General features: G+C 73.5%; 21 protein-coding genes. 13 read left to right on the top strand and 8 right to left on the bottom strand.

Going from position 1 to position 22065, the window contains the following annotated elements; all coding sequences use genetic code 11:
* Positions 1-40 precede the first annotated feature (40 nt).
* The 5 genes from EDF32_RS09370 to EDF32_RS09350 all read left to right on the top strand — a co-directional run bounded on the left by EDF32_RS09370 (position 41) and on the right by EDF32_RS09350 (position 5344).
* Positions 41-1450 (top strand): ABC transporter substrate-binding protein, encoded by a 1410-nt coding sequence (locus EDF32_RS09370; RefSeq protein WP_233565832.1) that lies wholly within the window; start codon positions 41-43, stop codon positions 1448-1450.
* Between the two features lie 71 nt (positions 1451-1521).
* Positions 1522-2373 (top strand): carbohydrate ABC transporter permease, encoded by an 852-nt coding sequence (locus EDF32_RS09365; RefSeq protein WP_233565831.1) that lies wholly within the window; start codon positions 1522-1524, stop codon positions 2371-2373.
* Positions 2370-3236, top strand: a complete 867-nt coding sequence (locus tag EDF32_RS09360) for a carbohydrate ABC transporter permease (RefSeq protein WP_123308262.1) — start codon at positions 2370-2372, stop codon at positions 3234-3236. Before EDF32_RS09365 ends, EDF32_RS09360 begins: the two co-directional genes overlap by 4 nt.
* A 15-nt stretch (positions 3237-3251) precedes the next feature.
* Positions 3252-4403, top strand: coding sequence for an ROK family transcriptional regulator (locus tag EDF32_RS09355; protein ID WP_123308261.1), 1152 nt, complete (start codon positions 3252-3254; stop codon positions 4401-4403).
* Positions 4400-5344 carry a Gfo/Idh/MocA family protein gene (locus EDF32_RS09350; protein ID WP_123308260.1) on the top strand — a complete coding sequence of 315 codons (945 nt, stop codon included), beginning with the start codon at positions 4400-4402 and terminating at the stop codon, positions 5342-5344. The genes EDF32_RS09355 and EDF32_RS09350 overlap by 4 nt, the downstream gene beginning before the upstream one ends.
* Before the next feature lie 18 nt (positions 5345-5362).
* Here EDF32_RS09350 and EDF32_RS09345 read toward each other — a convergent pair whose 3' ends face one another.
* Positions 5363-6130, bottom strand: a complete 768-nt coding sequence (locus tag EDF32_RS09345; RefSeq protein WP_123308259.1) for an SDR family oxidoreductase — start codon at positions 6128-6130, stop codon at positions 5363-5365.
* A gap of 86 nt (positions 6131-6216) precedes the next feature.
* On the opposite strand from EDF32_RS09345, the gene EDF32_RS09340 reads away from it, so the two are divergent.
* Entirely contained in the window at positions 6217-6765 is a 549-nt protein-coding gene (locus EDF32_RS09340; protein ID WP_123308258.1) for a universal stress protein, read from the top strand.
* Between the two features lie 47 nt (positions 6766-6812).
* Here EDF32_RS09340 and EDF32_RS09335 read toward each other — a convergent pair whose 3' ends face one another.
* Complete coding sequence (locus EDF32_RS09335) at positions 6813-7832, bottom strand: FUSC family protein (RefSeq protein WP_123308257.1); 1020 nt, start codon at positions 7830-7832, stop codon at positions 6813-6815.
* A 118-nt stretch (positions 7833-7950) separates the two neighbouring features.
* Here EDF32_RS09335 and EDF32_RS09330 point away from each other — a divergent pair, with 118 nt between their 5' ends.
* Positions 7951-8280: an STAS domain-containing protein gene (locus EDF32_RS09330; protein ID WP_123308256.1), complete on the top strand. Its 330-nt coding sequence runs from the start codon at positions 7951-7953 to the stop codon at positions 8278-8280.
* A gap of 15 nt (positions 8281-8295) precedes the next feature.
* Entirely contained in the window at positions 8296-8742 is a 447-nt protein-coding gene (locus tag EDF32_RS09325; protein ID WP_199734883.1) for an ATP-binding protein, read from the top strand.
* A 40-nt stretch (positions 8743-8782) separates the two neighbouring features.
* On the opposite strand, the gene EDF32_RS09320 is transcribed toward EDF32_RS09325, so the two are convergent.
* Together EDF32_RS09320 and EDF32_RS09315 are read right to left on the bottom strand one after the other, a co-directional pair.
* Positions 8783-11044 carry a SpoIIE family protein phosphatase gene (locus tag EDF32_RS09320; RefSeq protein ID WP_123308255.1) on the bottom strand — a complete coding sequence of 754 codons (2262 nt, stop codon included), beginning with the start codon at positions 11042-11044 and terminating at the stop codon, positions 8783-8785.
* A gap of 64 nt (positions 11045-11108) precedes the next feature.
* Entirely contained in the window at positions 11109-11648 is a 540-nt protein-coding gene (locus EDF32_RS09315) for a MarR family winged helix-turn-helix transcriptional regulator (RefSeq protein WP_123308254.1), read from the bottom strand.
* A gap of 101 nt (positions 11649-11749) precedes the next feature.
* On the opposite strand from EDF32_RS09315, the gene EDF32_RS09310 reads away from it, so the two are divergent.
* The 3 genes from EDF32_RS09310 to EDF32_RS09300 all read left to right on the top strand — a co-directional run bounded on the left by EDF32_RS09310 (position 11750) and on the right by EDF32_RS09300 (position 16473).
* On the top strand, positions 11750-12382 hold the full coding sequence (locus EDF32_RS09310) for an FMN-dependent NADH-azoreductase (RefSeq protein WP_123308253.1): 633 nt from the start codon (positions 11750-11752) through the stop codon (positions 12380-12382).
* A 158-nt stretch (positions 12383-12540) separates the two neighbouring features.
* Positions 12541-15375, top strand: coding sequence for a hypothetical protein (locus tag EDF32_RS09305; protein ID WP_148061586.1), 2835 nt, complete (start codon positions 12541-12543; stop codon positions 15373-15375).
* Between the two features lie 12 nt (positions 15376-15387).
* On the top strand, positions 15388-16473 hold the full coding sequence (locus EDF32_RS09300) for a hypothetical protein (RefSeq protein WP_123308251.1): 1086 nt from the start codon (positions 15388-15390) through the stop codon (positions 16471-16473).
* Positions 16474-16501: 28 nt separating this feature from the next.
* Here the strand turns inward: EDF32_RS09300 and EDF32_RS09295 are convergent, their stop codons facing one another.
* The 3 genes from EDF32_RS09295 to EDF32_RS09285 form a co-directional block, all read right to left on the bottom strand.
* A complete protein-coding gene (locus EDF32_RS09295) occupies positions 16502-17758 on the bottom strand; it encodes a PP2C family protein-serine/threonine phosphatase (protein WP_123308250.1) in 1257 nt (418 codons plus the stop codon).
* Positions 17759-17780: 22 nt separating this feature from the next.
* Positions 17781-18146, bottom strand: a complete 366-nt coding sequence (locus tag EDF32_RS09290; RefSeq protein WP_123308249.1) for a DUF2255 family protein — start codon at positions 18144-18146, stop codon at positions 17781-17783.
* A gap of 83 nt (positions 18147-18229) precedes the next feature.
* Positions 18230-19123: an aldo/keto reductase gene (locus EDF32_RS09285; protein ID WP_123308248.1), complete on the bottom strand. Its 894-nt coding sequence runs from the start codon at positions 19121-19123 to the stop codon at positions 18230-18232.
* 111 nt (positions 19124-19234) lie between these two features.
* Between EDF32_RS09285 and EDF32_RS09280 the strand changes: the two genes are divergently transcribed.
* Positions 19235-20128, top strand: coding sequence for a helix-turn-helix transcriptional regulator (locus tag EDF32_RS09280; protein ID WP_123308247.1), 894 nt, complete (start codon positions 19235-19237; stop codon positions 20126-20128).
* Here EDF32_RS09280 and EDF32_RS09275 read toward each other — a convergent pair.
* Positions 20123-20335, bottom strand: a complete 213-nt coding sequence (locus EDF32_RS09275; RefSeq protein WP_123308246.1) for a hypothetical protein — start codon at positions 20333-20335, stop codon at positions 20123-20125. The genes EDF32_RS09280 and EDF32_RS09275 overlap by 6 nt on opposite strands.
* A gap of 180 nt (positions 20336-20515) precedes the next feature.
* Here EDF32_RS09275 and EDF32_RS09270 point away from each other — a divergent pair, with 180 nt between their 5' ends.
* Positions 20516-22054, top strand: a complete 1539-nt coding sequence (locus EDF32_RS09270; RefSeq protein WP_123308245.1) for a GDSL-type esterase/lipase family protein — start codon at positions 20516-20518, stop codon at positions 22052-22054.
* Positions 22055-22065: the final 11 nt, after the last annotated feature.

Below are 22065 nucleotides of genomic sequence, written 5' to 3'. Positions count from 1 at the left end.
CGGTGCTCAGCGGTGAGCGCCGCACCGGAGAGGAGAAGCGATGAGCGCACCGAAGAGTCGGCGCGGGCTCAGGGCGGTCACGTGCGCCGTGATGGCGACCGCCGTCGCGGTCGGGACCGTGGGCTGCACGCCCGCCGCGCAGGACCACGACGACGACACCCTGACGGTCTGGTCCCTGGAGAACCTGCCGGACCGCGTGGCGGCGACCCGGGCAAACCTGGACCGGTTCACGAAGGAGACCGGGATCCACGTCAAGCTCGTGGCGGTCGACGAGACGCAGATCCCTCAGCTGCTCCAGTCCGCGGTCCTGTCCGGCGACCTCCCGGATGTCATCGGCGCGCTCCCGTTGGCGTACGTGCGTGAGATCGACGATCTCGACCTGATCGACACGGCGACCACCGACGGGATCGTCAAGGACCTCGGCGCCAAGACCTTCGATGCTTCGGCGATGACGTTGACCTCGGACGGTGACCGGCACCTCTCGGTGCCCTCCGACGCGTGGAGCCAGATCGTGGTCTATCGCAAGGATCTCTTCGCCCAGGCGGGGCTCGAGCCCCCGACGACCTACGAGGCCATCGCGAAGGCCGCTCACAAGCTCACGGCCGACGGCCGCTTCGGCATCACGCTGGCGACCGATCCCACCGATCAGTTCACGACGCAGACGTTCGAGGCACTTGCACTGAGCAACGGCTGCCAGCTCGTCGACAGCTCCGGGAACGTCACCCTGGACAGCCCGCAGTGCCAGAAGACCTGGGACCTCTACGGCGACCTCGCCACCAAGGGGTCACCGCGGGGGACGCAGTCCGTCGACTCGACCCGCGCGACGTACTTCGACGGCGGGGCGGCGATGGTGGTGTGGTCGACGTTCCTGCTCGACGAGCTCGCCGGTCTGCGTAACGACGCGGCGCCGGCGTGTCGCGAGTGTGCCGACGACCCCCAGTGGCTCGCCGAGCACTCGGGGATCGTCACCGGTATGTCGGGCCCTGACAATCCTCAGGGCTCCACCTACGGGGAGATCACCTCGTGGACGGTTCTGCAGGGCGCCGATCCTGGGCGAGCTTCCAGGCTCGTGAAGTACATGATGTCCGACGGCTACCCGGACTGGCTCGGGATGGCTCCGGAGGGCAAGGTGCCGGTCCGCACGGGGGACGCAGAAGATCCGCACCGGTTCATCAACGCGTGGGAGAAGCTCGAGGCGGGCGTCGACACGAAGAAGCCGCTGTCGGACATCTACGACAGCAAGACCATGCAACAGCTCACGGTGGCGCCCGGGAAGATCGACAGCTGGGCGATCCCGCAGGGGCAGGGGCAGCTCCTCGGCCCCGTGGCCGCCCAGCTTCCGATCGCCAAGACCGCGAGCGAGCTCGCCTCGGGGCAGCTGACGTCCCGCGAAGCCGCGCAGCAAGCACAGCGTGAGGTAGAGGACATCCAGAAGGAGAGCGACCGATGACCACGACGGCATCGCCCGTGAAGCCCCGGCGGTCTCTCAGCGCGCGTCGCGAGGGCCGTGATGGCCTGGTGATGATCGCGCCCACCGCGCTCATCGTCGTCGTCATCATCGTCGTCCCGATCATCTGGAACGTGGTGCTGGCGTTCCAGGACACGTCCCTGAAGACCATCGCGGAGCACGGGGTGACCGGCTCGCCAACCCTCGACAACGTCCTCGCCGTGGTCACCGCTCCCAGCTTCTGGTCGTCGCTGTGGACCACGATCATCTATTCGGTCGGCGCGACGGCCGGCTCGGTGGCCCTCGGCCTCGCGGCAGCGCTGGCCTTCCGTCGGCCGTTCCGTGGCCGTGGGCTCGTACGCACGTTCATGCTGCTGCCCTATGTGGCGCCGGTGGTCGCTGTCGCGTTCGTCTGGAAGGTGCTGCTCAATCCTCAGTACGGCCTGCTCAATGCCTGGGGGACGTCGTTCCTCGGATGGAATGCACCGATCGACTTCCTCGGTCAGCGCCCGCTCGCACTGATGACGGTGATCTTCTTCGACATCTGGCGCTACTTCCCGTTCGCCTTCATGTTCTTCACGGCCCGGATCCTCGCGATGCCCAACGAGATCGAAGAGGCCGCTCGTGTCGACGGCGCGACGCCGTCGCAGGCGTTCCGGCACATCGTCTTTCCGCAGCTCGTGACAACGATCGCCCTGCTGTGCCTGCTGCGCCTGATCATGACCTTCAACAAGTTCGACGACGTCTATCTCCTCACCGGCGGCACCGCCGGGACGGAGATCGCACCGGTGAGGGTCTATGACCAGCTCACGGGCAACCTGGACATCGGCGGCGCGGCGGCCAACGCCCTCGTGCTCGCCGTCATCCTCGCGGTGTTCCTCACCGTCTACATGCGCTTTTTCGGTCGGAAGGGGCAGGACGCATGAATCGGCTCGCCTTCGAGCTCAGGCTCTGGCCCGTCCTGCGATGGGCGTTGATCGTCTTCCTGATCGTCATCACGGTCTTCCCCTTCTACTACATGGTGATGCTCAGCTTCGTCCCGATCGAGCAGCTGCTCACCCACCCCGGCCGGCTGTGGGTCCCGGTCCAGAGCTTCACCGCCGACACGTACGCGGAGGTCCTGCGGAGCGAGGACGACGGCGGTCAGGGATTCGCCCACTTCATGCGCAACTCGGCGATCGTCTCGTTGTCGTGCACCGTCCTGACGCTCGTCGCCGTGATCCCGGCGGCGTACGCGGTGTCCCGGCTGCGGTTCCGCGGCCGCGACACGATCGGGGCGATGTTCCTGGCCGTGTACATGTTTCCGGCGATCGTGATCGCGATCCCGCTGTTCGTCGGTTTCACCAAGGTGGGTCTCGGCGCCTCGCTGGTCGGGCTCGTCCTGGTGTACATCGCGCTCACCCTGCCGGTGTCCGTCCACATGCTGCGCTCGTACTTCGAGACGATCCCCGAGTCGATCGACGAGGCGGCCAAGATCGACGGCGCGAGCCGGTGGATGATCCTGCGCCGGATCACGGTCCCCCTCGCCATGCCGACGATCATGTCGACGGCGCTGTACATCTTCATGATCGCGTGGAACGAGCTGCTGTTCGCCCTGCTGTTCCTGGTCACGGACCGCGACAGCTGGACGGTCTCCCTGGGGCTGACGCAGCTCGCCAACGGCATCGAGGTGTCGAAGACCGTGCTCATGGCGGGGTCGGTCCTGCTCACCGTCCCGGTCGTGCTGCTCTATGGTCTGGCGGAGCGTGCACTGACGGAGGGCCTCACGGCCGGCGCGGACAAGGGCTGAGGGGCGGGAAGGGTCGTGATCTTCGGACCGGGAGACGTGCTGGACCTCGTGCGCGACGGGCGGGCGACGACGCGTGGCGAGATAGCCCAGATCACCGGGCTCTCCCGGGTGACCGTCGCACAGCGGGTCGACGCCCTGCTCGAGGCACGCCTCGTGGAGGGGATCGGCACCGGGGACGCCACGGGCGGCCGGCGGCCGGTGCGCCTGGCCTTCAACGCGGACGCCGGGCGCACGGGGGTCGCGGTCGTGGAGACGGCGCACGCCGAGGTCGCGGTGACCGACCTGGCTGGCACGATCCGGGGACGCGAGCTCCTCGACGTCGACGTCGCGGACGGGCCCGAGGTGACGTTGCGGAGGGTGTCCGTCGCGCTCGCGGCGCTGCTCGGCCGGGACGCGGACCGGCCCCTCCTGGGCGTCGGTGTGAGCCTGCCGAGCCCGATCGACCCGTGCAGCTCCCGCCCGAGCGAACCTCCGATCCTCCCCGGCTGGGACGCCTTCCCCGTCGCGGGGCACGTCGCGGAACAGCTGGGGCGCCCCGAGGTCCCCGTCGTGGTCCGCAACGACGCCGACGTGATGGCGTACGGGGAGTTCTCGCGGCTCGCCGAACGACCCCGGTCGCTCTTCCTCCTCAAGGTCTCGACGGGCATCGGCGCCGGCATGGTGTTCGACGGGAGGATCTTCCAGGGCGACGACGGCGCGGCCGGCGACATCGGCCACGTCAGGGTTCCGCAGGCCGAGGGCGTGCGGTGCCAGTGCGGCGCGACCGGCTGTCTCGCGGCCGTCGCCTCCGGACGAGCGGTGGCGCGCCAGCTGCGCGACCGTGGCCACGCGGTGCACTCGGGCCGTGACGTCCAGGCGCTCCTCGCCCAGGGCGACCCCGATGCCGTGCGCCTGACCCGTGAGGCCGGTCGCACGATCGGGGGGGTGGTCGCGACCGCGATCACCCTGGTCAACCCCGGCCTCCTGCTGCTCAGCGGCGACCTCGCGTCGCCTGCCCTGCTGAGCGGCGTGCGGGAGTCGCTCTACCCGGCGACGCTGCCCCGGGCCACCCGGCACCTGGGAGTCCACCTCGGTCACCTCGGGGGCGACGGGAGCCTGGTGGGCATCGCCGGGCAGGTGGTCCAGCAGGAGCTCTCCCCGCAGTCCGTCAACGAGAGGCTCGCATGAAGGACGTCGACCGGCCGGTCTCCGTGGGCCTCGTCGGGACCGGGCACTGGGCCCGCACGATGCACGCGCCGATGCACGCCGGGGACGGGCCCACGCGGCTCGCCGGGGTGTGGGGTCGCGACCCGCGCAGGACGGCCGCGATCGCGGCCGAGCACCAGGTGCCGGCCTTCGGGACCTTCGACGAGCTCCTCGAGTCCTGCGAGGCCGTCGACTTCGCCGTCCCGCCGGCCGTGCAGGCCGAGCTCGCACCGGTCGCGGCCGGTCGAGGCCGCGCCGTCCTGCTCGAGAAGCCTCTCGGTCTCAGCCTCACCGAGGCCCGGGACGTCGCCGGCGCCGTGGAGGCCGCGGGTGTCGCGAACCTCGTCGTCCTGACCAAGCGGTACCACCACCGCACGAGGGCGTTCCTCGAGGAGGCCGCGGCGCTCCGCGGCCACGGGCCCGTCCTCGGTGCGTCCTCGCGCTACCTGCACGGCGGGTTCCTGCAGGGGTCGTTCGCCGCGGGCGACGGGACGACGTGGCGCTCAGGGCCGTTGGGCGCGCTGCGCGACCTCGGGCCGCACGTGCTCGACCTGCTCGACCTCGCCGTCGGCCGGATCGCCTCCGTCCGGGTCGACCAGAGCGGCGACGCCTTCACGACGCTCACGACGTGGCACGACGAGGGGCCCGTCGCCCAGACGTCCCTCTCGGGCCACGTGGGCACGGACGCGGTCCTGACCGACGTCGACGTGTACTCCTCGGCGGGGGTCGCCCGCTACTCGACCGCCGGCATGGACCACGGCGAGTGCTGGGCGACGGTACGCGCCGAGTTCGCCGCGGCGGTGCGCCACGGCGCACCGGTCACGGTCGACGTGCACCGGGCCGTCCAGGTCGCGGCGCTGGTCGACGCTGCGGAACGCTCGTGGACCTCGGGCGGCCGGGTCGACCTTCCGCCGGCGGTCTGACGAGGCCGAGACCCGCGCCTACCAGGGCAGCACGCCGTACCCGCCGTCGCCGTCGCCCTCGGTCGTCCACAGGTGACCCCACAGGATCCCGGACGGCCCGTCGTCGGGCAGGGTGGCGAGGTGGACGCTGGCCTCCGCGCCCTGCTCGACGGTGCGTATGCCGCGGTGGTCGTTGAAGTCCGTCGAGGTGAAGCCGGGGTTGGCGGCGTTGACCTTGATCGGGGTGTCCTTGAGCTCCTTGGCGTACATCGCGGTGAGCATGTTGACCGCGGCCTTGGACGACGGGTACTGCGCGGAGGCCGGCATCGCGAACAGGGGGCTGGTCTCGGACGTCTGCGAGCCGATCGAGCCGACCTCGCTGGAGACGTTGACGATCCGCGCGGCCGGCGCGCGGCGCAGGAGCGGGAGCATCGCGTTGGTCACCCGGACGAGGCCGAGCACGTTGACCTCGTACACCGCCCGCATGTCCTCGAGCGACGTCTCGCTGGGCTGCGCGCGCCGGCGCGAGATCGTGGCGGTGCCCGCGTTGTTGACGAGCACGTCCAGGTGCCCGTGCTCCGCCTCGATCGCCGCTGCGGCCCGGGCCACCGACCGCTCGTCCGTCACGTCGAGCTGGACGGCGCGGGCGTCGGCCCCGCCCTCGCGCAGCACGCGGGCGGCATCCTCTCCGCGGGCCTCGTCGCGTGCGCCGATCAGCACGGTGAGGCCCTGCGCGGCGAGCTGACGGGCCGTCTCGAGCCCGATCCCCTTGTTGGCGCCCGTGATCAGGGCGATCGTCGTGGTCATGCCTCCCACGGTACGTCCGCTGCCTGGACGAGGGATGGGGCGTTTACTGGGGGTCGAGGCAGCGCAGCACAGACGAGGGGGTGGCTATGGGTCCCAGGTCCGTCCCGCAGCCCGCGCTCGAGCGGATGGTGGCGTTCGGCGCCCACCCGGTCGTCGTCGGCGTCGTCCCCGACCAGGACCCGCTCGTGGTGCGCACCGCGGTGTCCCTCGCCCGCGCGACCGGGGCCCCGCTGCACCTGGCCTACGTGGACACCAGCCGGTACACGGTCGAGGAGCGCCCGGACGGTTCCGTCCTGCACGCCGCGGTCGACCCGGACGCGCCCGACGACGCCTGGCAGGACACCGAGCGCGGGCTGCGGTCCGCGCTGGGCAAGCTCCTGCGCGACGACGCCGTCGGCTGGGACCTGCACTACCTCGCGGGCCGCCCGGACCGGGCGCTGACCCACCTCGCGCGGGCGGTCGACGCCGCGGTGATCGTCGTCGGGACCCGGGCCCCGGGTGCGGGGAACCGGTTCCGGGAGGCGATGGAGGGCTCGGTCGCCGCGCACCTCGCGCACCACCAGCACCGTCCCGTGCTCACCGTGCCGCTCACGGTCGTGGACTGGAAGGAGATCCGCGCGCCCTGGGCGGGGTGACGCGGAGGCTCAGGCGCCGTCTGCGGACGCGACGCGGTGAGCGCTCCTCAGCGCCCGACGGCGCCGCGCGCCCCGGGCGCGGACGGAGCGTCCGCGCGCCCCACCCGGCCCGCGACCCATGCGGCCGCGAGGGCGAGCGCGACGCCCACGAGCGTCTCCCCGACGCGCTCGACGAACCAGTGCTGGACCCCGGCCTCGTCCCGGGCGACGAGCATGGACAGGACGACGGCCGTGGTGAAGGCGGGCAGGACGTACCACCGGCTGCCCGACGTCGCCGTCGCGCACACGATCGCCGCCGTCGCGACGAGCGCGACCACGAGCGGACCGGGGTCGAGGGCGCCGACCGTGCAGGCGACCAGGGCGCCCACGAGGACCGACGCCGCGCGGCCGACGCCCCGCGAGCGCAGCAGGTCGACCCGGGGGCGGCTGACCAGGAGCGCCGCCGTGCAGGCCCAGCCGGGGTGGTCGATCCCCGCGGCGAGGCCGAGGGCGGCGGCCGCCGCGCCGGCGGCCCCGATCTGGATCCCGTAGCGGAGCATCAGCGCGCGCGACGGCACGGGCCGCGGCGCGCGCGGCGGCGCGGCGCTCTCGGGCCACAGCAGCGAGACCAGCCACGCGTAGACGGATCCTGCGAGCAGCAGGAGGGCGGCGCCGACGGCGGCCGACGGCGTCTCGCTCAGCCCCGCGCCCACCAGGGGCAGGCCCAGGGCGAGCACGAGCGGGGCGAGCCGCCGGGCCGGGCGGGCGGTGGCCAGCGCGGCCAGGACGCAGAGAACGAAGATCGTCGCCACCGCGAGGACGGGGGTCCCCGCGACGAGGGACCCCAGGATCATCGACAGGCCCGCCAGCGCGCCCACGAGCACCACGAGCGCGCGGCGTCGCCGCGGGCCGCGCAGCCCGAGCGCGGCGGCGGGCAGGACGCCGACGGCGAGCGCGAGCCCGGTGGCGGGGTCCAGCGCCGTCGCGACGGCGCCGGGGACGGCGTAGGCGAGACCGAGGGCGGCGCCCCGCCACGACCAGGCGATCGCCGGCCGCACGGCCGCGCGCGGGCCCGGGGTCGACGTCATGGCCGAAGCGAAGCACGGGAGCGCCCGGCGCGCTCGCGGTCCCGGATTCGGCGCGACGATCAGGCGTCGGGCACTATATGTGCGGCCGTGTAGACGCACGCGGTCGCGAGAGCTCGCGATGAAGGTGACAGTGGACGACGAGAACGCGCCCGCCGGTGGGGTCCGGGTCGCCCCGGACGGTGTCCGGTGGGAGATGTGGGGCGAGGTCGACGCCGCCGTGCAGCGGCGCGTCACGGACCTGCTGGGGGACCATCTCCGGCGGACGGGCGACGAGACGCTTACCGTGGAGATGAGCCGGGTGACGTTCATCGACTCCGGCGGCCTGCGCCTGCTCTACACGGCGGCGGAGACGAAGCCGACGCCGCCCGTGCTGGTCGGCGCACCGGACCGGGTGGTCGACCTGCTGCGGATCAGCGGCGTGGACGGCCTGTTCGTCCTGACGGACTGAGGGAGGCGGACGATCGTGGACACGAGCTTCACCGCGGCGCGCGCGCCCGAGGGCTTCCGCGAGGTGCGCTCGTGGCCGCTCTTCACCGTCGACGAGCTCACGGCGCTGCGCGTCGAGCTGGGCAGCACGCTGCCGGGCGGCCCGCGGGTCAGCATCGAGGACGTGCCCGAGTCGGTGGTGCTGGTCGCGAGCGAGCTCGCGACGAACGCCCTCAGCCACGGGCGCGGCCCGGCGACCGTCCGGCTGTGCGAGTGCGACGGGGAGATCCTGCTCGACGTCGTCGACCGCGCACCCGACCGCGCGCCGGAGATCGCCTCGGGGCGGCCGACGGGCCAGGGCGGCTTCGGGCTGCGGCTCGCGGCGCGGCTCGCCGACGAGGTGGGCTGGTACCGCACCCCTCACGCCAAGCACGTGTGGGCGCGGTTCACCGTGCGCGTCGGCGCGCGCAGCGTCAGCGCCTGACCGGACAGCGCCTGACCGGAGGGCGCCAGGCCCGGAGCGCTCAGTCGCGCCGGACCACCACGACCGTCGCGTCGTCGTCCGAGGTCGGGTCCCGGACGAGCGTCAGGAGCGCTCGCGGTTCCGTCGTCCGCCCGGCCGCGGACCGCAGCCGCTCCAGCGACTCGAGGATCGACTCGTCGCGGCGCTCCACGAGGCCGTCGCTGTAGAGCAGCAGCGCGCCGCCGGGCGGCACCTGCGCCGTGCCGGTGCGGTTCTCGCGCTGACCCACCCCGAGCGGCGGCGTGCCCAGGACGTCGGAGACCGTCGCGGGGGCGTCCGTCCCGGGCGACGTGACGATCGGCGGCAGGTGGCCGGCGGTGACGTACTCGACCTCGCCGGACGCGGGGGACACGACCGCGACGACGAGGGTCGCCACCTGCCCGGGGAGCGTCAGGCGCACCAGCCGGTCGACCTGCTCGACCGCGACCACGGCGGGGCTGCCGGTGACGAGCAGCGCGCGCAGCGCGTTGCGGAGCTGGCCCATCGTGGCCGCCGCGGGAAGCCCGTGGCCGGAGACGTCGCCGACGACGACCACGAGCCGCCCGTCCTCCAGCCGCAGCGCGTCGTACCAGTCGCCGCCCGCGTGCCCGCCGCCCGACGGCGCGTACAGCGCGTCGAGCGTCCAGCCCTCGACCTCCGGCAGCTGTGTGGGCAGCAGCGACCGCTGGAGGGTCGCGGCCGCCCGGATGTCCCGGCGCCCGCGCAGCAGCAGGCCCTCGCCGAGGTAGCCGCGCAGCGACGTCGCGACGTCGACCTGGTCCTCCGCCCACGGCTCGCTGCGCCCGCGCACGACCTCGCGCCACAGCGCGAACGACTTGCGCGGGGACAGGCGCACCGTCTCGCCCTCGCGGCGGGCGATGGCCTTGTTGTGCGGGTCGCCGCCCCAGTCGACGCTCTGCTCGACCTCCCCGCGCAGCCACACGGCGACCGCGCCGCCGGGGACGACGAGCGCCAGCAGGCCCGCGGCCCCGGGCACGATCGCGGCGATCTCCGGGGCGGTGCGGCCGAGCTCGTTCGTGGCCAGCACCTCGTCGCCGCGGTCCGCCAGCGCTCGCGCGAGCCGCTCGCCGGTGGCGTCGTCGGGCACGTCGCCCAGGCGGCCCACGCGCCCCTCGGCGACGACGAACGCGCCGTCGGCCGGGACGAGGTCCAGCAGGCCGGGGGTGCCGGTGAGCGCGGCGGCGAGCGAGACGTCGTCGTCCCGCGTGACGGCGACCAGGCGCGCGAGGACGCCGGCGGAGAGGCGGGCGGCGGCCGCGCGGTCGTCCTCCGCCTGGGTCACGAGCCGGACGGACAGCACGGAGCCGAGGAACTCCGCGGCGGCGCGCGCGGCGTAGGAGGGGGCGTGCGCCCCGGAGTAGTGGTGGCAGGCGATCAGGCCCCACAGGCGCCCGTCGCGCAGCAGCGAGATCGACATCGAGGCGCCGACGCCCATGTTCTGCAGGTACTCGACGTGGATCGGGGAGACGCTGCGCAGCGTGCCGTAGGTGAGGTCGAGCGGCTGCCCGGTCACGGGGTCGTCCGTGGGCACGACGGGCGCCGGCGCGTAGCGCACGTCCGAGATGAGGCGGATCCAGTTCTTCTCGTACAGCGCCCGGGCCTGCGCCGGGATGTCCGACGCCGGGTAGTGCAGCCCGAGGAACGCGTTGAGGTCCGCGCGCCGCGCCTCCGCGGCGACCTCGCCGTTGTACTCCGCATCGAAGCGGTAGAGCATCACCCGGTCGAAGCCCGTGAGCTCGCGCACGCGGCGCACCGCGACGTCGTACAGCTCCTCGAGCGACGCCGCGCGGTCGAGCTCCGCCAGGGCGTCGCGCACCGGCTCGAACGTGCTCGTGTACGTCAGGGAGGCGTGGCTGGAGAACGGCTCGAGCTCGAGCACCAGCACGGGGGGCCGGGCCCCGGTGGCCGATCCGGGCGTGCGGTGCAGCATCGCCTCGAACCGCTCGGCGACGCCGTCCACCGTGATCTGGACCTCGAGCGGGTTGTGCAGGCGGGGGTCCTCGACGTTCGCCACGTGGTCCAGGAGCACCTGGGCGGCGTCCGGCCCGATCGCCGCGGCGAGGGGTGCGCCGAGCACCTGCTCGACGCCGACGCCGAGCAGGTCGGCGACGTTCGCGGAGCACTGGGTGACGACGGCGTCGTCGGTGCGCAGGGCGAGCAGGACCCCGCGCGGCTGGATCCGCCCGGGGACGTGGATGGGCTCGCGGGCGCAGTTGTCCAGGTCGACGGCCTCGCCGGGCGCGAGGAAGCCGCTCTCGGCCATCGGGTCCTCCGGTCTCTCGGTGCGGCCCAGGATACGAGGCGCGGCGGGGAGAGCCGCGACGCCCTCAGCGCGCGGACGCGCGCGGCTGGACGCCCAGGGCGGCGGCCATCTCCGGGGAGGTGCGCGAGACGATGACGCGGGCGGCCTCGCCGAGCGCCGCGAGCTGGCCGTCGCCGAGGGCGTCGACGACGAGGCGCCGCGCCTCGCGGACGTGGCCCGGCGCGGTCTCGCGCAGCTTCGCCAGGCCCGCGTCCGTGAGGTGCGCGCTCGTGCGGCGTCCCGCCTCGTGGCACTCGACGCGCTCGACCCAGCCGGCCCGCTCCAGCCGCGAGACCCCGTGCGAGAGGCGCGACGGGGAGCTCTGTGTCATCACCGCGAGGTCCGTCATCGGCAGCATCCCGCGCTCGGACGCCTCCAGGCTGACGAGCACCTGGTACTCGAAGGTGTTCATGCCGGCGTCGCGGCGCAGCTGCGCGTCGAGCGCGGCGGGGAGCGTCATCACGAGCGCGATGAGGGACTTCCAGTCCTCGACCTGCTCGCTGGTGAGCCACGGGGTCGCGGTGCCCGCCTCGGTGCCCGTGTGCGTGCCTGCTGCCGGGGTCATGCGGTCCATCCTAGCGCTATTTGAACATTCAACACGACTCGGCCTAGGGTGATGTTGAACATTCACACCGGCGCCCCGGCGCCTGTCCCGAGGAGCACCCCATGACCGTCCTTCGCGTCGACGCCAGCATCCAGGGCCCGCAGTCCGCGAGCAGCGCGCTCGCCGACCTCGTCACCGCCGAGATCACCGCCGCCCGGCCCGAGGAGACCCTGGTCACCCGCCACCTCGGCGCCGACCCGCTGCCCGCCACCGCCCTGGGCGCGGCGGTCGGCGGCGCCTGGACCCCCGAGGAGGCGCGCACCCCGGAGCAGGTCGAGGCGCTCGGCCTCGCCGCCACCGTGACCGGTGAGCTGCGTGAGGCCGACGCCGTCGTCCTCGCCTTCCCGCTGTACAACTGGGGCGTCTCGCAGCACGCGAAGGCCTGGATCGACCTCGCGATCGCGGGCGGGGAGCTCGGCGACCGCCTGCTCGACGGCACCCCCACCGTGCTGATCACCACCCGCGGCGGCGCCTACGGGCCGGGCATGCCCAAGGAGGAGTGGGAGCACAGCATCGGCTACCTGCGCCGCATCCTCGTGGACGTCTGGGGCGCCGACCTGACCGTCGTCGAGCGCGACCTCACCCTCGTGGGCGTCAACCCGGCGATGGACGGGCTCCGCGAGGAGGGCGCGATGGCGCTCAAGGCCGCCGAGAGCGCCGCCGCCGACGCGGGTCGCGTGCTCGCCGCGCGCTGACGGGGGCGCGGGCGCCTCCAGTGCCTCCCGCTGCGCTGCGGCACGGCCGGGCTTCACCCGGCGCGCGCGCATCAGCGGACGGGCAGACCCGCTCTCTCCAGGTGGGCACGGCCGACGACGGCGCGGCCGTCCCGGGCCCGCCGCCCCACGGTGGGCCCGTGACCACCAGGAGGCGCGTGATGGACGAGATCTTCCGGTTCATGCTGATGCGGCCGGCCGACCGCCCCGACGAGGCCGAGGTCGCGGTGCTCGCGCCGGTCGAGCTCGACCGGGCCCAGGGCGCCGGCGCGGCGCGCCGACAGGCGGGGACCTATCTGGCCTCCGGTCACGCGGTGCGCCGCAGCGACGAGCTCGAGCACGGCGCGCTCGCGCTCGCGGTGCGGGCCCTGCTCGCCACCGGTCCGCGGCCGCGCGCCGACGTCGAGGAGCTGGTCGACGAGCGCACCGGGGGCTCGCTGCACGATCTCCTGGGCACGGAGTCGTTCGGCACCGAGGAGGGGGCGCTCGCGGACACCCTGGTCGCCACCAAGCTCGTCTCGGCGTCGGCAGGGTCGGACGCGCGCGGGCTCGCCGCGGTCGCCCAGGGCTTCGACGCGCTCCGCCGTGCGGCGGAGGCCGCCGACGGGAGCCCGGTCGGGCTGCGCCCCCTCGCGATGCCGACGTTCGGTGAGAAGCCCGCCCCGGACCCGTCCTTCCCGACCCGGCACGTGCCGCCGACGGAGCGCGGCGGGGCGCCGTCGTCCCTCCCGGACCGCCAGGAGACGGAGGCCGAGCGCGAGCTCGCGCAGGTCGAGGCGACCATCGCCGACCTGCGGCGCCTGCGGGCGGCGGACTTCCGGGCGCCCGCGCCCGCCGGCGTGCAGGGGGACGAGAGCGGGCCGGCGGCATCGCGCGGCGAGCGCGCCGCGCCGACGACCGCGGGCACCGTGGCGACCTGGCGGCTCGAGGCCCGGGCGGTCGAGCGGCTCCGGGCCCCGGCCCGCTCGACGCTCTCCCGGCTGGACGTCTCCCTCGAGAGCGCCGGCCTCCCGGTCGCGCTGCAGACGCTCGCGGCGCGGCGCGAGGAGCTGCTCGGCGAGGTGGAGCGTGTCCGGCTGGCCGACTCCGCCGCACGGCGCGTGACGAAGATCGGCAGCTCGTTCCTCGCGAACGCACCGGTCTCCGGCTACGTGGGAACCCCGGGGACCGCGATCCCCACGGGCCACGGCGCCGTGCACCCGGTCGGGATCGGGGACCTGCTGCTCGTCAAGCAGCACGTGCTGCGGTACGAGGGCGGCGAGATCGCGCACGTGGAGAACGTGCTGCGCTCGGAGCACCTCTCGCGCGAGACGCGGCGCCTCGACCGGACGGAGACCACGGTCCTGGAGGAGTCGGAGACGACGACCGAGCAGGAGCGGGACACCCAGACCACCGACCGGTTCTCGCTCAAGCGCGAGACCGAGCAGACCCTCCACGAGGAGAGCGAGCTCAAGGCCGGCGTGGCGGTGACGGCGAAGTACGGGCCGTTCGTCGAGGTCAAGGCCAACGCGGACTTCGCGACCAAGAGCTCGAGCGACGAGGCGACGAAGCAGGCGTCCGAGCTGAGCAAGGACGTCGTGGCCCGGTCGGTCAGCAGGGTCACCGATCGCGTGCTGCAGAGGCGCAGCACCACCACGACGAGCGAGTTCGAGGAGCGGTACAGCCACGGGCTCGACAACACCGCGGGGGACGCGAACATCAGCGGCGTCTACCAGTGGGTCGACAAGGTGCTCCAGGCTCAGGTCTACGACTACGGCAAGCGGATGCTGTTCGACCTGACGCTGCCCGAGCCGGGCACGGCGTTCGTCGTCGCGCAGAGCACGGACGCGGCCGACGACGGTCAGCACCTGGTCGAGCCCGCGCCCTTCACGCTGCGCGCGGACCAGATCAACGAGGGCAACTACCGCCTGTATGCCCAGCGGTACGACGTCACGGGCCTCGAGGCGCCCCCCGAGCCGTTCCGCACCCTCTCCAAGCCGTACGACGGTGTGCTCCCCGAGGACCCGCACGAGCAGTCGACGTCGGAACAGCTGTCGATCGACGACGGCTACCGCGCCAGGTTCGCGTACGTGTCCTCCGCCTACTACTTCTACGGCGGCGCGGTGTGGGCGGCCGTCGTCGGCTCCACGGTCGTCGACGTGCTGACGGGCAGCTACGTCGACATGGACGGCGAGGTGGGCACCGTCTCGATCTCCTTCTACTCCCGCCAGGTGCGGCAGCTGGCGGCGACCGTGCAGATCTTCTGCGAGCGCACCGAGCGGGCGATGCAGACGTGGCAGCTCAAGGCGCACGCCGCCATCGTCCAGGGATACCTCGCCAAGCAGCAGGCGTACGAGTCGGCGCTCGCCGAGGCGGCCGCGCAGGCCGGCGTCGTCGTCACGGGACGCAACCCCGGATGGAACCGGCGGATCGCGACCACGGAGCTGCGCAAGCAGGCCCTGACCCTGCTGACCGCGCAGCACTTCGACGCGTTCGGCGCGCTCGAGCTCTCCCCGCAGGGCTACCCGCAGCCGAGCCTCGCCCGTGCCCAGGCGCAGATGCCGTACGTGCGGTTCTTCGAGCAGGCCTTCGAGTGGGAGCACCTGGCGTACTTCTACTACCCCTACTTCTGGGGCTGGAAGCCCGCCTGGGGACGGCGGATGCTGCTCGACGACGTCGATCCCGAGTTCGCGGACTTCCTGCGGGCCGGTGCCGCGCGCGTGGTGTTCCCCGTGCGCCCGGGGTTCGAGGCCGCCGTCGCGCACTACCTGGAGACGGGCGAGATCTGGGACGGCGGACAGGCGCCCGACGTCTCGGACCCGCTGTACGTGCCGATCCTCAAGGAGATCCAGGAGGCGCAGGGCGCGCCGGGCGCCGAGACCCCGCACGGCGAGCCGTGGCTCGTGCGCCTGCCGACGACCCTCGTCGCGCTTCGCCAGGACGACGCGCTGCCGTCCTGGACGAAGGTCGGCGAGGACTGGCAGCCGGTCGCCTGAGGAGCCGGGGCCATGCAGCAGGTCGTCCTCGTCGCGGGAGTCGACTACGAGTTCGCGGGGGTGGACTTCCGCGTCTTCACGACGAACCGCCGCCGGTTCCTCGAGCGGCGCAACACCGCCCGCGAGGACCTCCGGTTCGTCACGATGGACGTGCGCACGGGCGAGACCGAGATCCGCGACGTCACGTTCCCGGGCGGGCGACGCACCGAGGCGGTCTCCGTGACCAGGAGCCACGACCCCGTCACGCGGGCGAGCTACGCCGCGCCGGCCGGCGGGCACCCGCGGTTCCGGCCGGGCCAGTGGCGGGTCCTGGGGGTCGACGACGTCTACGCCACGGTCCGGCAGATCGGTGCGGCAGCGCCCGGCACCCTGGCCGAGCTGAGCTTCTTCAGCCACGGCTGGATGGGCGGACCGATCCTCGTGAACTCCTTCGACGACCGCTCGTGGTCGTTCACCTTCCCGGTGGTCGGGTCCGGCACCCCCGTCACCGTCGACCTCGTCGTCCCCTCCACGGCGCGCGACCCCGACGACCGGGACGCGCGACCGCGGCTGGACTTCGTCGCCCCGCAGATGGACGCGGCCGGGCTCGGCCTGTTCCGCGCGGCCTTCGCGCCCGACGCCGTCGCCTGGCTCTGGGGGTGCGCCTTCCCGCGCGTCCTGCACCGCGCGCTGACCGCGATCGAGCGGGCGCCGGGCTTTCGCGACAGCGGCACGGACCCGGAGACCGTGCTGACCCTCACGAGCCCCCTCGAGGCGGACGACCGAGCCTGGCTGGTGAGCAACCTCGGCGCGGCGCTCGACCCGTCGTCGACGGCCACGCGGATCGTGGTGCGGTTCAAGCACCTGACCCACCTGATGTGCCGGGCGAACGGTGCCGGGTACGCGCAGGCGCTCGCCGACGCGGGGAACGTCCACGTGCACGCGGCGCCGCTGGGCACCTACGCCGAGTACGACACCGGCGGGGACCGGCTGATGAACGTGCACGCGGGGTTCGCGGCGCACCTCCGCTTCTACCGGAACTACCTCGGGCTCGCGTCCGACGCCGAGAAGCGGCGGTACTCCGTGTACGCGCCGGGTCGCACGTGCCCGCCGCCGTGACCGGGGCCCGGCTCGTCCCGGGCCGGCCTCAGGCGTCCTCGACGTGGACCGCGAGGAGCGCGACGTCGTCGTCCTCCACCGAGTGGAGCTGGGCGGCGAGCACGACGTCGCACAGGCGTTCCGGGGAGACGTCGCGCATCGCGTCGACCGTCGCCCGCATCCGGTCCAGCGACCGCGGCAGCGGCTCGCCGTGGCGCTCCACGAGCCCGTCCGTGAAGAGCAGGAGCGTGGCGCCCGGTCGCAGCAGCGTGACGTCGTCGTGCCGGGGCCGCGGGAGGTCGAGCCCGAAGAGGTGGTCGCCGCGGACGTCGAGCAGCTCGGCGCGGCCGTCGTACCGGCGCACGAGGAGGGGCAGCGCCCCCGCTCTCGACCAGGTGAGCTCGCGGGTCCCGTCGGGTCGGGGCGTGCCCAGCGCGGCCACCGTCACGGCCGCGAGCGCGTCGACCCCGAGCCCCGCGGCCACGCGCTGCGCGCGCTCGAGGATCTGTGCCGGCGAACCGTCCGAGTCGTAGGCGACGGTCCGCACGATCCCTCGGAGGTGGGCCATCGTCGCCGCGGCGCCCACGTCGTGCCCCGTGACGTCGCCGATGACGACGACGGTGCGGCCGGACGGCTGCACCACCGTGTCGTACCAGTCCCCGCCGACCCGGATCTCGCGGGTGGCGGGGCGGTACCGCACGTCCACGGCGAGACCGGGCGTCGCGGGCGGCGGGGTCAGGACCGACTCCTGCAGCTCGAGCGCCGCGACCCGCTCCTGCGCGACGGTGTCGCGATAGCGCTGCACGGTGCTGCGCAGCGCGATCTCTCGGTTCTCCCGGTCGAAGCCCGCGACGGCGTCCGCATACGTGCGGTGGGGGCCGGGTGCGTCGTCGTCCGCGCGGACCTCCTCGACCCGGACCAGGAGGGCGTCGACGTCGCCGACGGGGCCGAGCACCGGCAGGACCATGGCGAACCAGTACCGCTCGCGCTCGTCGCCCGTCGCCGGGTCCGGCAGGTCCCAGCGGGTGGGCGCGCCGATCTCGGGGCGTCGGCTGCGCAGCGCGCGCCGGCACGCGTCCGCGACGACGGGCGCCCGGTGCCGACGGCCCGGCAGGCTCCCGAGCATCTCCAGATAAGGGCGACCGGCGATCGCCGCCAGCCGCAGGCCGGTCATCTCCAGGTACGCCTCGTTCGCGTCGAGGACCACGAGGTCCGTCGACAGCACGATCTTCGGCGCGGCGAGCGCGGTGAACACCGCGTGGTAGTCGAGGCCTCCGGCGGGCACGGGGGCGTCCGTCGTCTCCATACCCCTCACCCTTCCACCCGCCTCAGGCGGGCTCGACCCGCAGCGTGGTCGCCGTCGCCTCCGGATTGGTGATCGCGAGCACGTGCGGGCCGTCGCCGTACTTCGCGTGGTAGGCCGCGTCGATCGCCGGGTCGTGCTCGTCGTCGCGGCCGAAGGTCACGTCCGCCTGCACGTCGCCGGCGTCGAGGCGGCCGGTCCCGGTGCGCCGCACGTCCTGGTACCAGGCGCCCGAGACCCCGCGCACGGACCGGACGTACAGGACGCCGTCGACCACGACGGACCAGATGGTGCGGGACGCGGCCAGGGTGCCGTCGTCCTGGTGGGCGGCGACGTGGATCTCGTCGACGCCGTCGATCGCGGCGAGGTCGTCAGTGTTCCAGGTGGGCATGGTGCCGCTCCGATCGGTCGGGTGCGTCGTGGTTCCAGCGTCGCGCGGCCGGCGGGGACCCGCACCCGCGCCGGCCGGGGCCGTCAGGCCTCGGGGATGTCGCGGCCGAAGGACTCGAGGGTGACGTCCTCGGGCTCGGGGCCGCCGCGCACCCCGGTGTCCAGTGCGTCGATCGCGGCGAGCTCGGCGACGGTGAGCTCGAAGTCGAAGACGTCGAAGTTCTCCGCGATGCGGTGCGGCGTGACGGACTTGGGGATGGCGGAGCGCCCCTGCTGCAGGTGCCAGCGGAGCATGACCTGCGCCGCGCTCTTGCCGTGCTCCTCGGCGATCGCGACGATCGTCGGGTCCTTCAGGGTGCTGGTGTGCTCGCCGTCGCGGTAGAATGTGATGCCGCCGATCGGCGACCAGGCCTGCGTCAGGATCCCGTTGCGCTCGTTCGCCGCGAGGACGTCGGGCTGGCGGAAGTAGGGGTGCACCTCGACCTGGTTGACCGCGGGGACGGTCGCGGTGGACTCGAGCAGGCGGTCGAGGTGGTCGGGCATGAAGTTGCTGACGCCGATGGCGCGGACCTTCCCGTCGGCGACGAGCGTCTCCAGGGCCCGGTAGGCCTCGATGGTGAGGTCGAACCGGCTGGGCAGCGCCTGGTGCAGGATGAGCAGGTCGATCGTCTCGACGCCGAGCTTGGCGGCGGACTTGTCGAAGGCGTGCCGGGTCGCGTCGAAGCCGTAGTCGCTGATCCACACCTTGGTCTCGAGGAAGACGTCGTCGCGGTCGAGCCCGGAGCGGCGCAGCGCCTCGCCGACGCCGGCCTCGTTGCCGTAGGCGGCGGCCGTGTCGATGTGCCGGTAGCCGGCCTCGAGCGCCGCCTCGACGGCGGGCACCGTCTCGTCCGGCGGCGTCTGGAAGACGCCGTACCCGAGGGCGGGCAGCTCGACGCCGTTGTTCAGGGTCAGGAAGGGGATCTCGTGTGTGGTCATGCCCTCCACGCTAGGCACGGTCCGCGGAACTCGGGAGGTTCTGCTGGTACCCCGCTGGGCGGTAACGCCAGTACCTCCCGCCGCGACCGGCTCGGACGTACCGTCACAGGCATGGACATGAAGGCCGAGACCCGCGAGTTCCTCGCCACGCGTCGTGCCCGGATCACGCCGGACAAGGCGGGTCTGCCCGCCTACGGGGGCAACGGCCGCGTTCCGGGCCTGCGTCGCGAGGAGGTCGCGATGCTCGCGGGGGTGAGCGTCGACTACTACACGCGCCTGGAGCGCGGGAACCTCGGCGGGGTGTCCGAGGAGGTGCTCGAGGCGCTGGCCGAGGCGCTGCAGCTCGACGAGGCGGAGCGCGGCCACCTGTTCGACCTGGCCCGCGCCGCGAACGCCTCCGGTGCCGCGCGGTCCCGGGCCCGGCGCGCCGCCGCCCCGGCGCTGCGCCCGGTGGTCCAGCGGATCCGGGACTCGATGGACGCCATGCCGGCGTTCGTGCGCAACGGCCGGCTCGACGTCCTCGGCGCGAACGCGCTCGGCCACGCCCTGTACGCGCCGCTGTACGACTCGCCCGAGCGGATAGCGAAGAAGCCGGTGAACACGGCCCGGTTCCAGTTCCTCGACCCGGCGGCGGCGCGGGCGTTCTGGGGCGCGAAGACGGACCGCCTGGCACACGATGCCGTCGCGATCCTGCGCGCCGAGGCGGGCAGGAACCCGTACGACAAGCAGCTCACCGCCCTCGTCGGCGAGCTGTCCACGCGCAGCGAGGACTTCCGCCGGCTGTGGGCGTCGCACGACGTGCGCTACCACCGCACCGGGACGAAGGTCTTCCACCATCCCGTCGTCGGCACCCTCGAGCTCGACTACGAGGCGCTGCTCCTGCCTGCCGACGCCGGGCTCCAGCTCAACGTCTACACGGCCGTGCCCGGGTCGCCGTCGGAGGACGGGCTGAAGGTGCTCGCGTCCTGGGCCGCGACTGCGGCCGCCGAAGCGCTCGAGCTATGACCTGCTGCGGGCCACGCGCCGTCGTCGGTCCAGCCGGGCCCATTCGCGAGCGGCGAGCACCTGGAACGCCACAGTGATCAGAATCAGCAGGACCAGCACGATGGTCGGCGGGGCCGGGGTCACCAGAGTGATCACCACGGACCCGAGCACCATCGCCTGGTGCGCGACTGCGCGGCCGAGCGCTGGTGCAGGGTGCGCGTTCGCCATGATCGCACCGTAGGACGTCAAGGCTTCGATCTCCAGTACGTCGGGGCGTCGATCGGCACCACTGATCCAGCGGTTGCCCGCCGGCCGTGCGCTGCTACCGTCGCCGTGACAACGCTGTCAGCCGCGCGACCGGCCCCGGGCCTGGTCGGCGCGGCGAACGAGAGGACCAGAGGTGTGCCGATGACGCCGCATCATGCTCGCCGGGCGCTGCTCGCGCTCCTGACCACCGCGTGCCTGGTGGCGGGGCTCGGAGCGACCGCCGCCCTTGGCGACCCGCCCGAGCGCGACGGCTGGCACACGAGCTGGTCGCAGTCGCAGCAGCGCGTCTCGACGAAGAGCTTCGACGACCAGTCGATGCGGATGGTCACGCACCTGACCCAGGGCGGGGACGCCGTCCGGATCCGGCTGCAGAACCAGTTCGGGACCGGCCCGGTGATCATCGACCAGACGTCGCTCGCCAGGAGCGCCGGGGGTCCGGCGATCGTCGCCGGGACCGACCGGGTGCTGACCTTCGGCGGCAAGGAGAGCGTCACGATCCCGGTGGGCGGCGAGGTCTGGAGCGACCCGACGTCCCTGGCGACCGGCGCGCAGGACGACGTCGCGGTCACCTTCTACCTGGCCAGGCCGACGGTCACGAGCCTGCACGACCGGGCCGGGCGCACCAACTACGGGGCGCCGGCCCGCTCGGGGAACCGCAACGCGGAGGTCTCGGGCGCGTCGTTCACGGAGGCGCTCCCGTGGACGTACTTCGTCAGCGCCGTCGACGTGATGAATGCCGACCTCGCGGGCACGATCGTTGCCTACGGCAGCTCGGTGGTCGACGGCGTCGGCAGCGAGAACTGCGGTCCCGGCTGCGACGCGTTCGGCAAGGACCGGCGCTGGACGGACGACCTCGCGCGGCGCGTGGCCACGGAGCTGCCCGCGTCGCAGCAGGTCGCCGTCGTGAACGAGGGGATCAGCGGGACGACCAGCGCGCCGGAGTGCAACCGTGACGGGCTCGACGGCGTCTCCCGGCTCGACCGTGACGTCCTCGCGCTGCACGGCGTGACCGGGGTGATCTTCTACTACGGCACCAACGACATCGCGAACGGCTGCTCCGACGCGACGATCCTGGCCAGCTACCGCACGATCTTCCAGCGGCTGCACGACGCGGGCATCAAGGTCTTCGTCACGCCGATCACGCCGCGTCCTGGGTACACGGCCCGGATGAACGACTACCGCGACGCGGTGAACGCGTTCGTCCGGACGGGCGGCGACTGCAGCGGGACCTGCGACGGCGTCCTCGACCTCGACGCCGTGCTCCAGGACCCGGCGAACCCGGACTCGATCGACCCGCGGTACGACAACGGCGACGGCATCCACGCCAACGTCGCCGGCCAGCAGGCGATCGCCGACTCGATCCCGCTGGAGCTGCTCGCCGCCGCGGGCGCGCCGGCGGACCCCGCGATCACCGCGCAGGTGGTTCCGCGCTGCGTCGGGGACCGGCCCTACCTCGCCGTCCGGGCGCTGAACGGCTCGGGCGGACCGCGCGACGTCGAGATCGTCACCGCGTACGGGTCGAAGAGCTTCTCCTCGGTGGCGCCGGGCACGAGCGCCTACCAGTCGTTCGCCGTCCGTGGCACGACGGTCGGTGGCACCGTGCAGGTCCGCAGCGGCGCGCCCGGCGACGTCCACGACGGTGCGACGTCGACGCTCCCCTACGAGGCGCCCGACTGCTGAGGAGGCGTCGA

It is taken from the genome of Cellulomonas sp. PhB143 (assembly GCF_003752595.1).
Classification (GTDB): Bacteria; Actinomycetota; Actinomycetes; order Actinomycetales; family Cellulomonadaceae; genus Paraoerskovia.
This window is presented reverse-complemented; position numbering and strand designations above follow the sequence as displayed.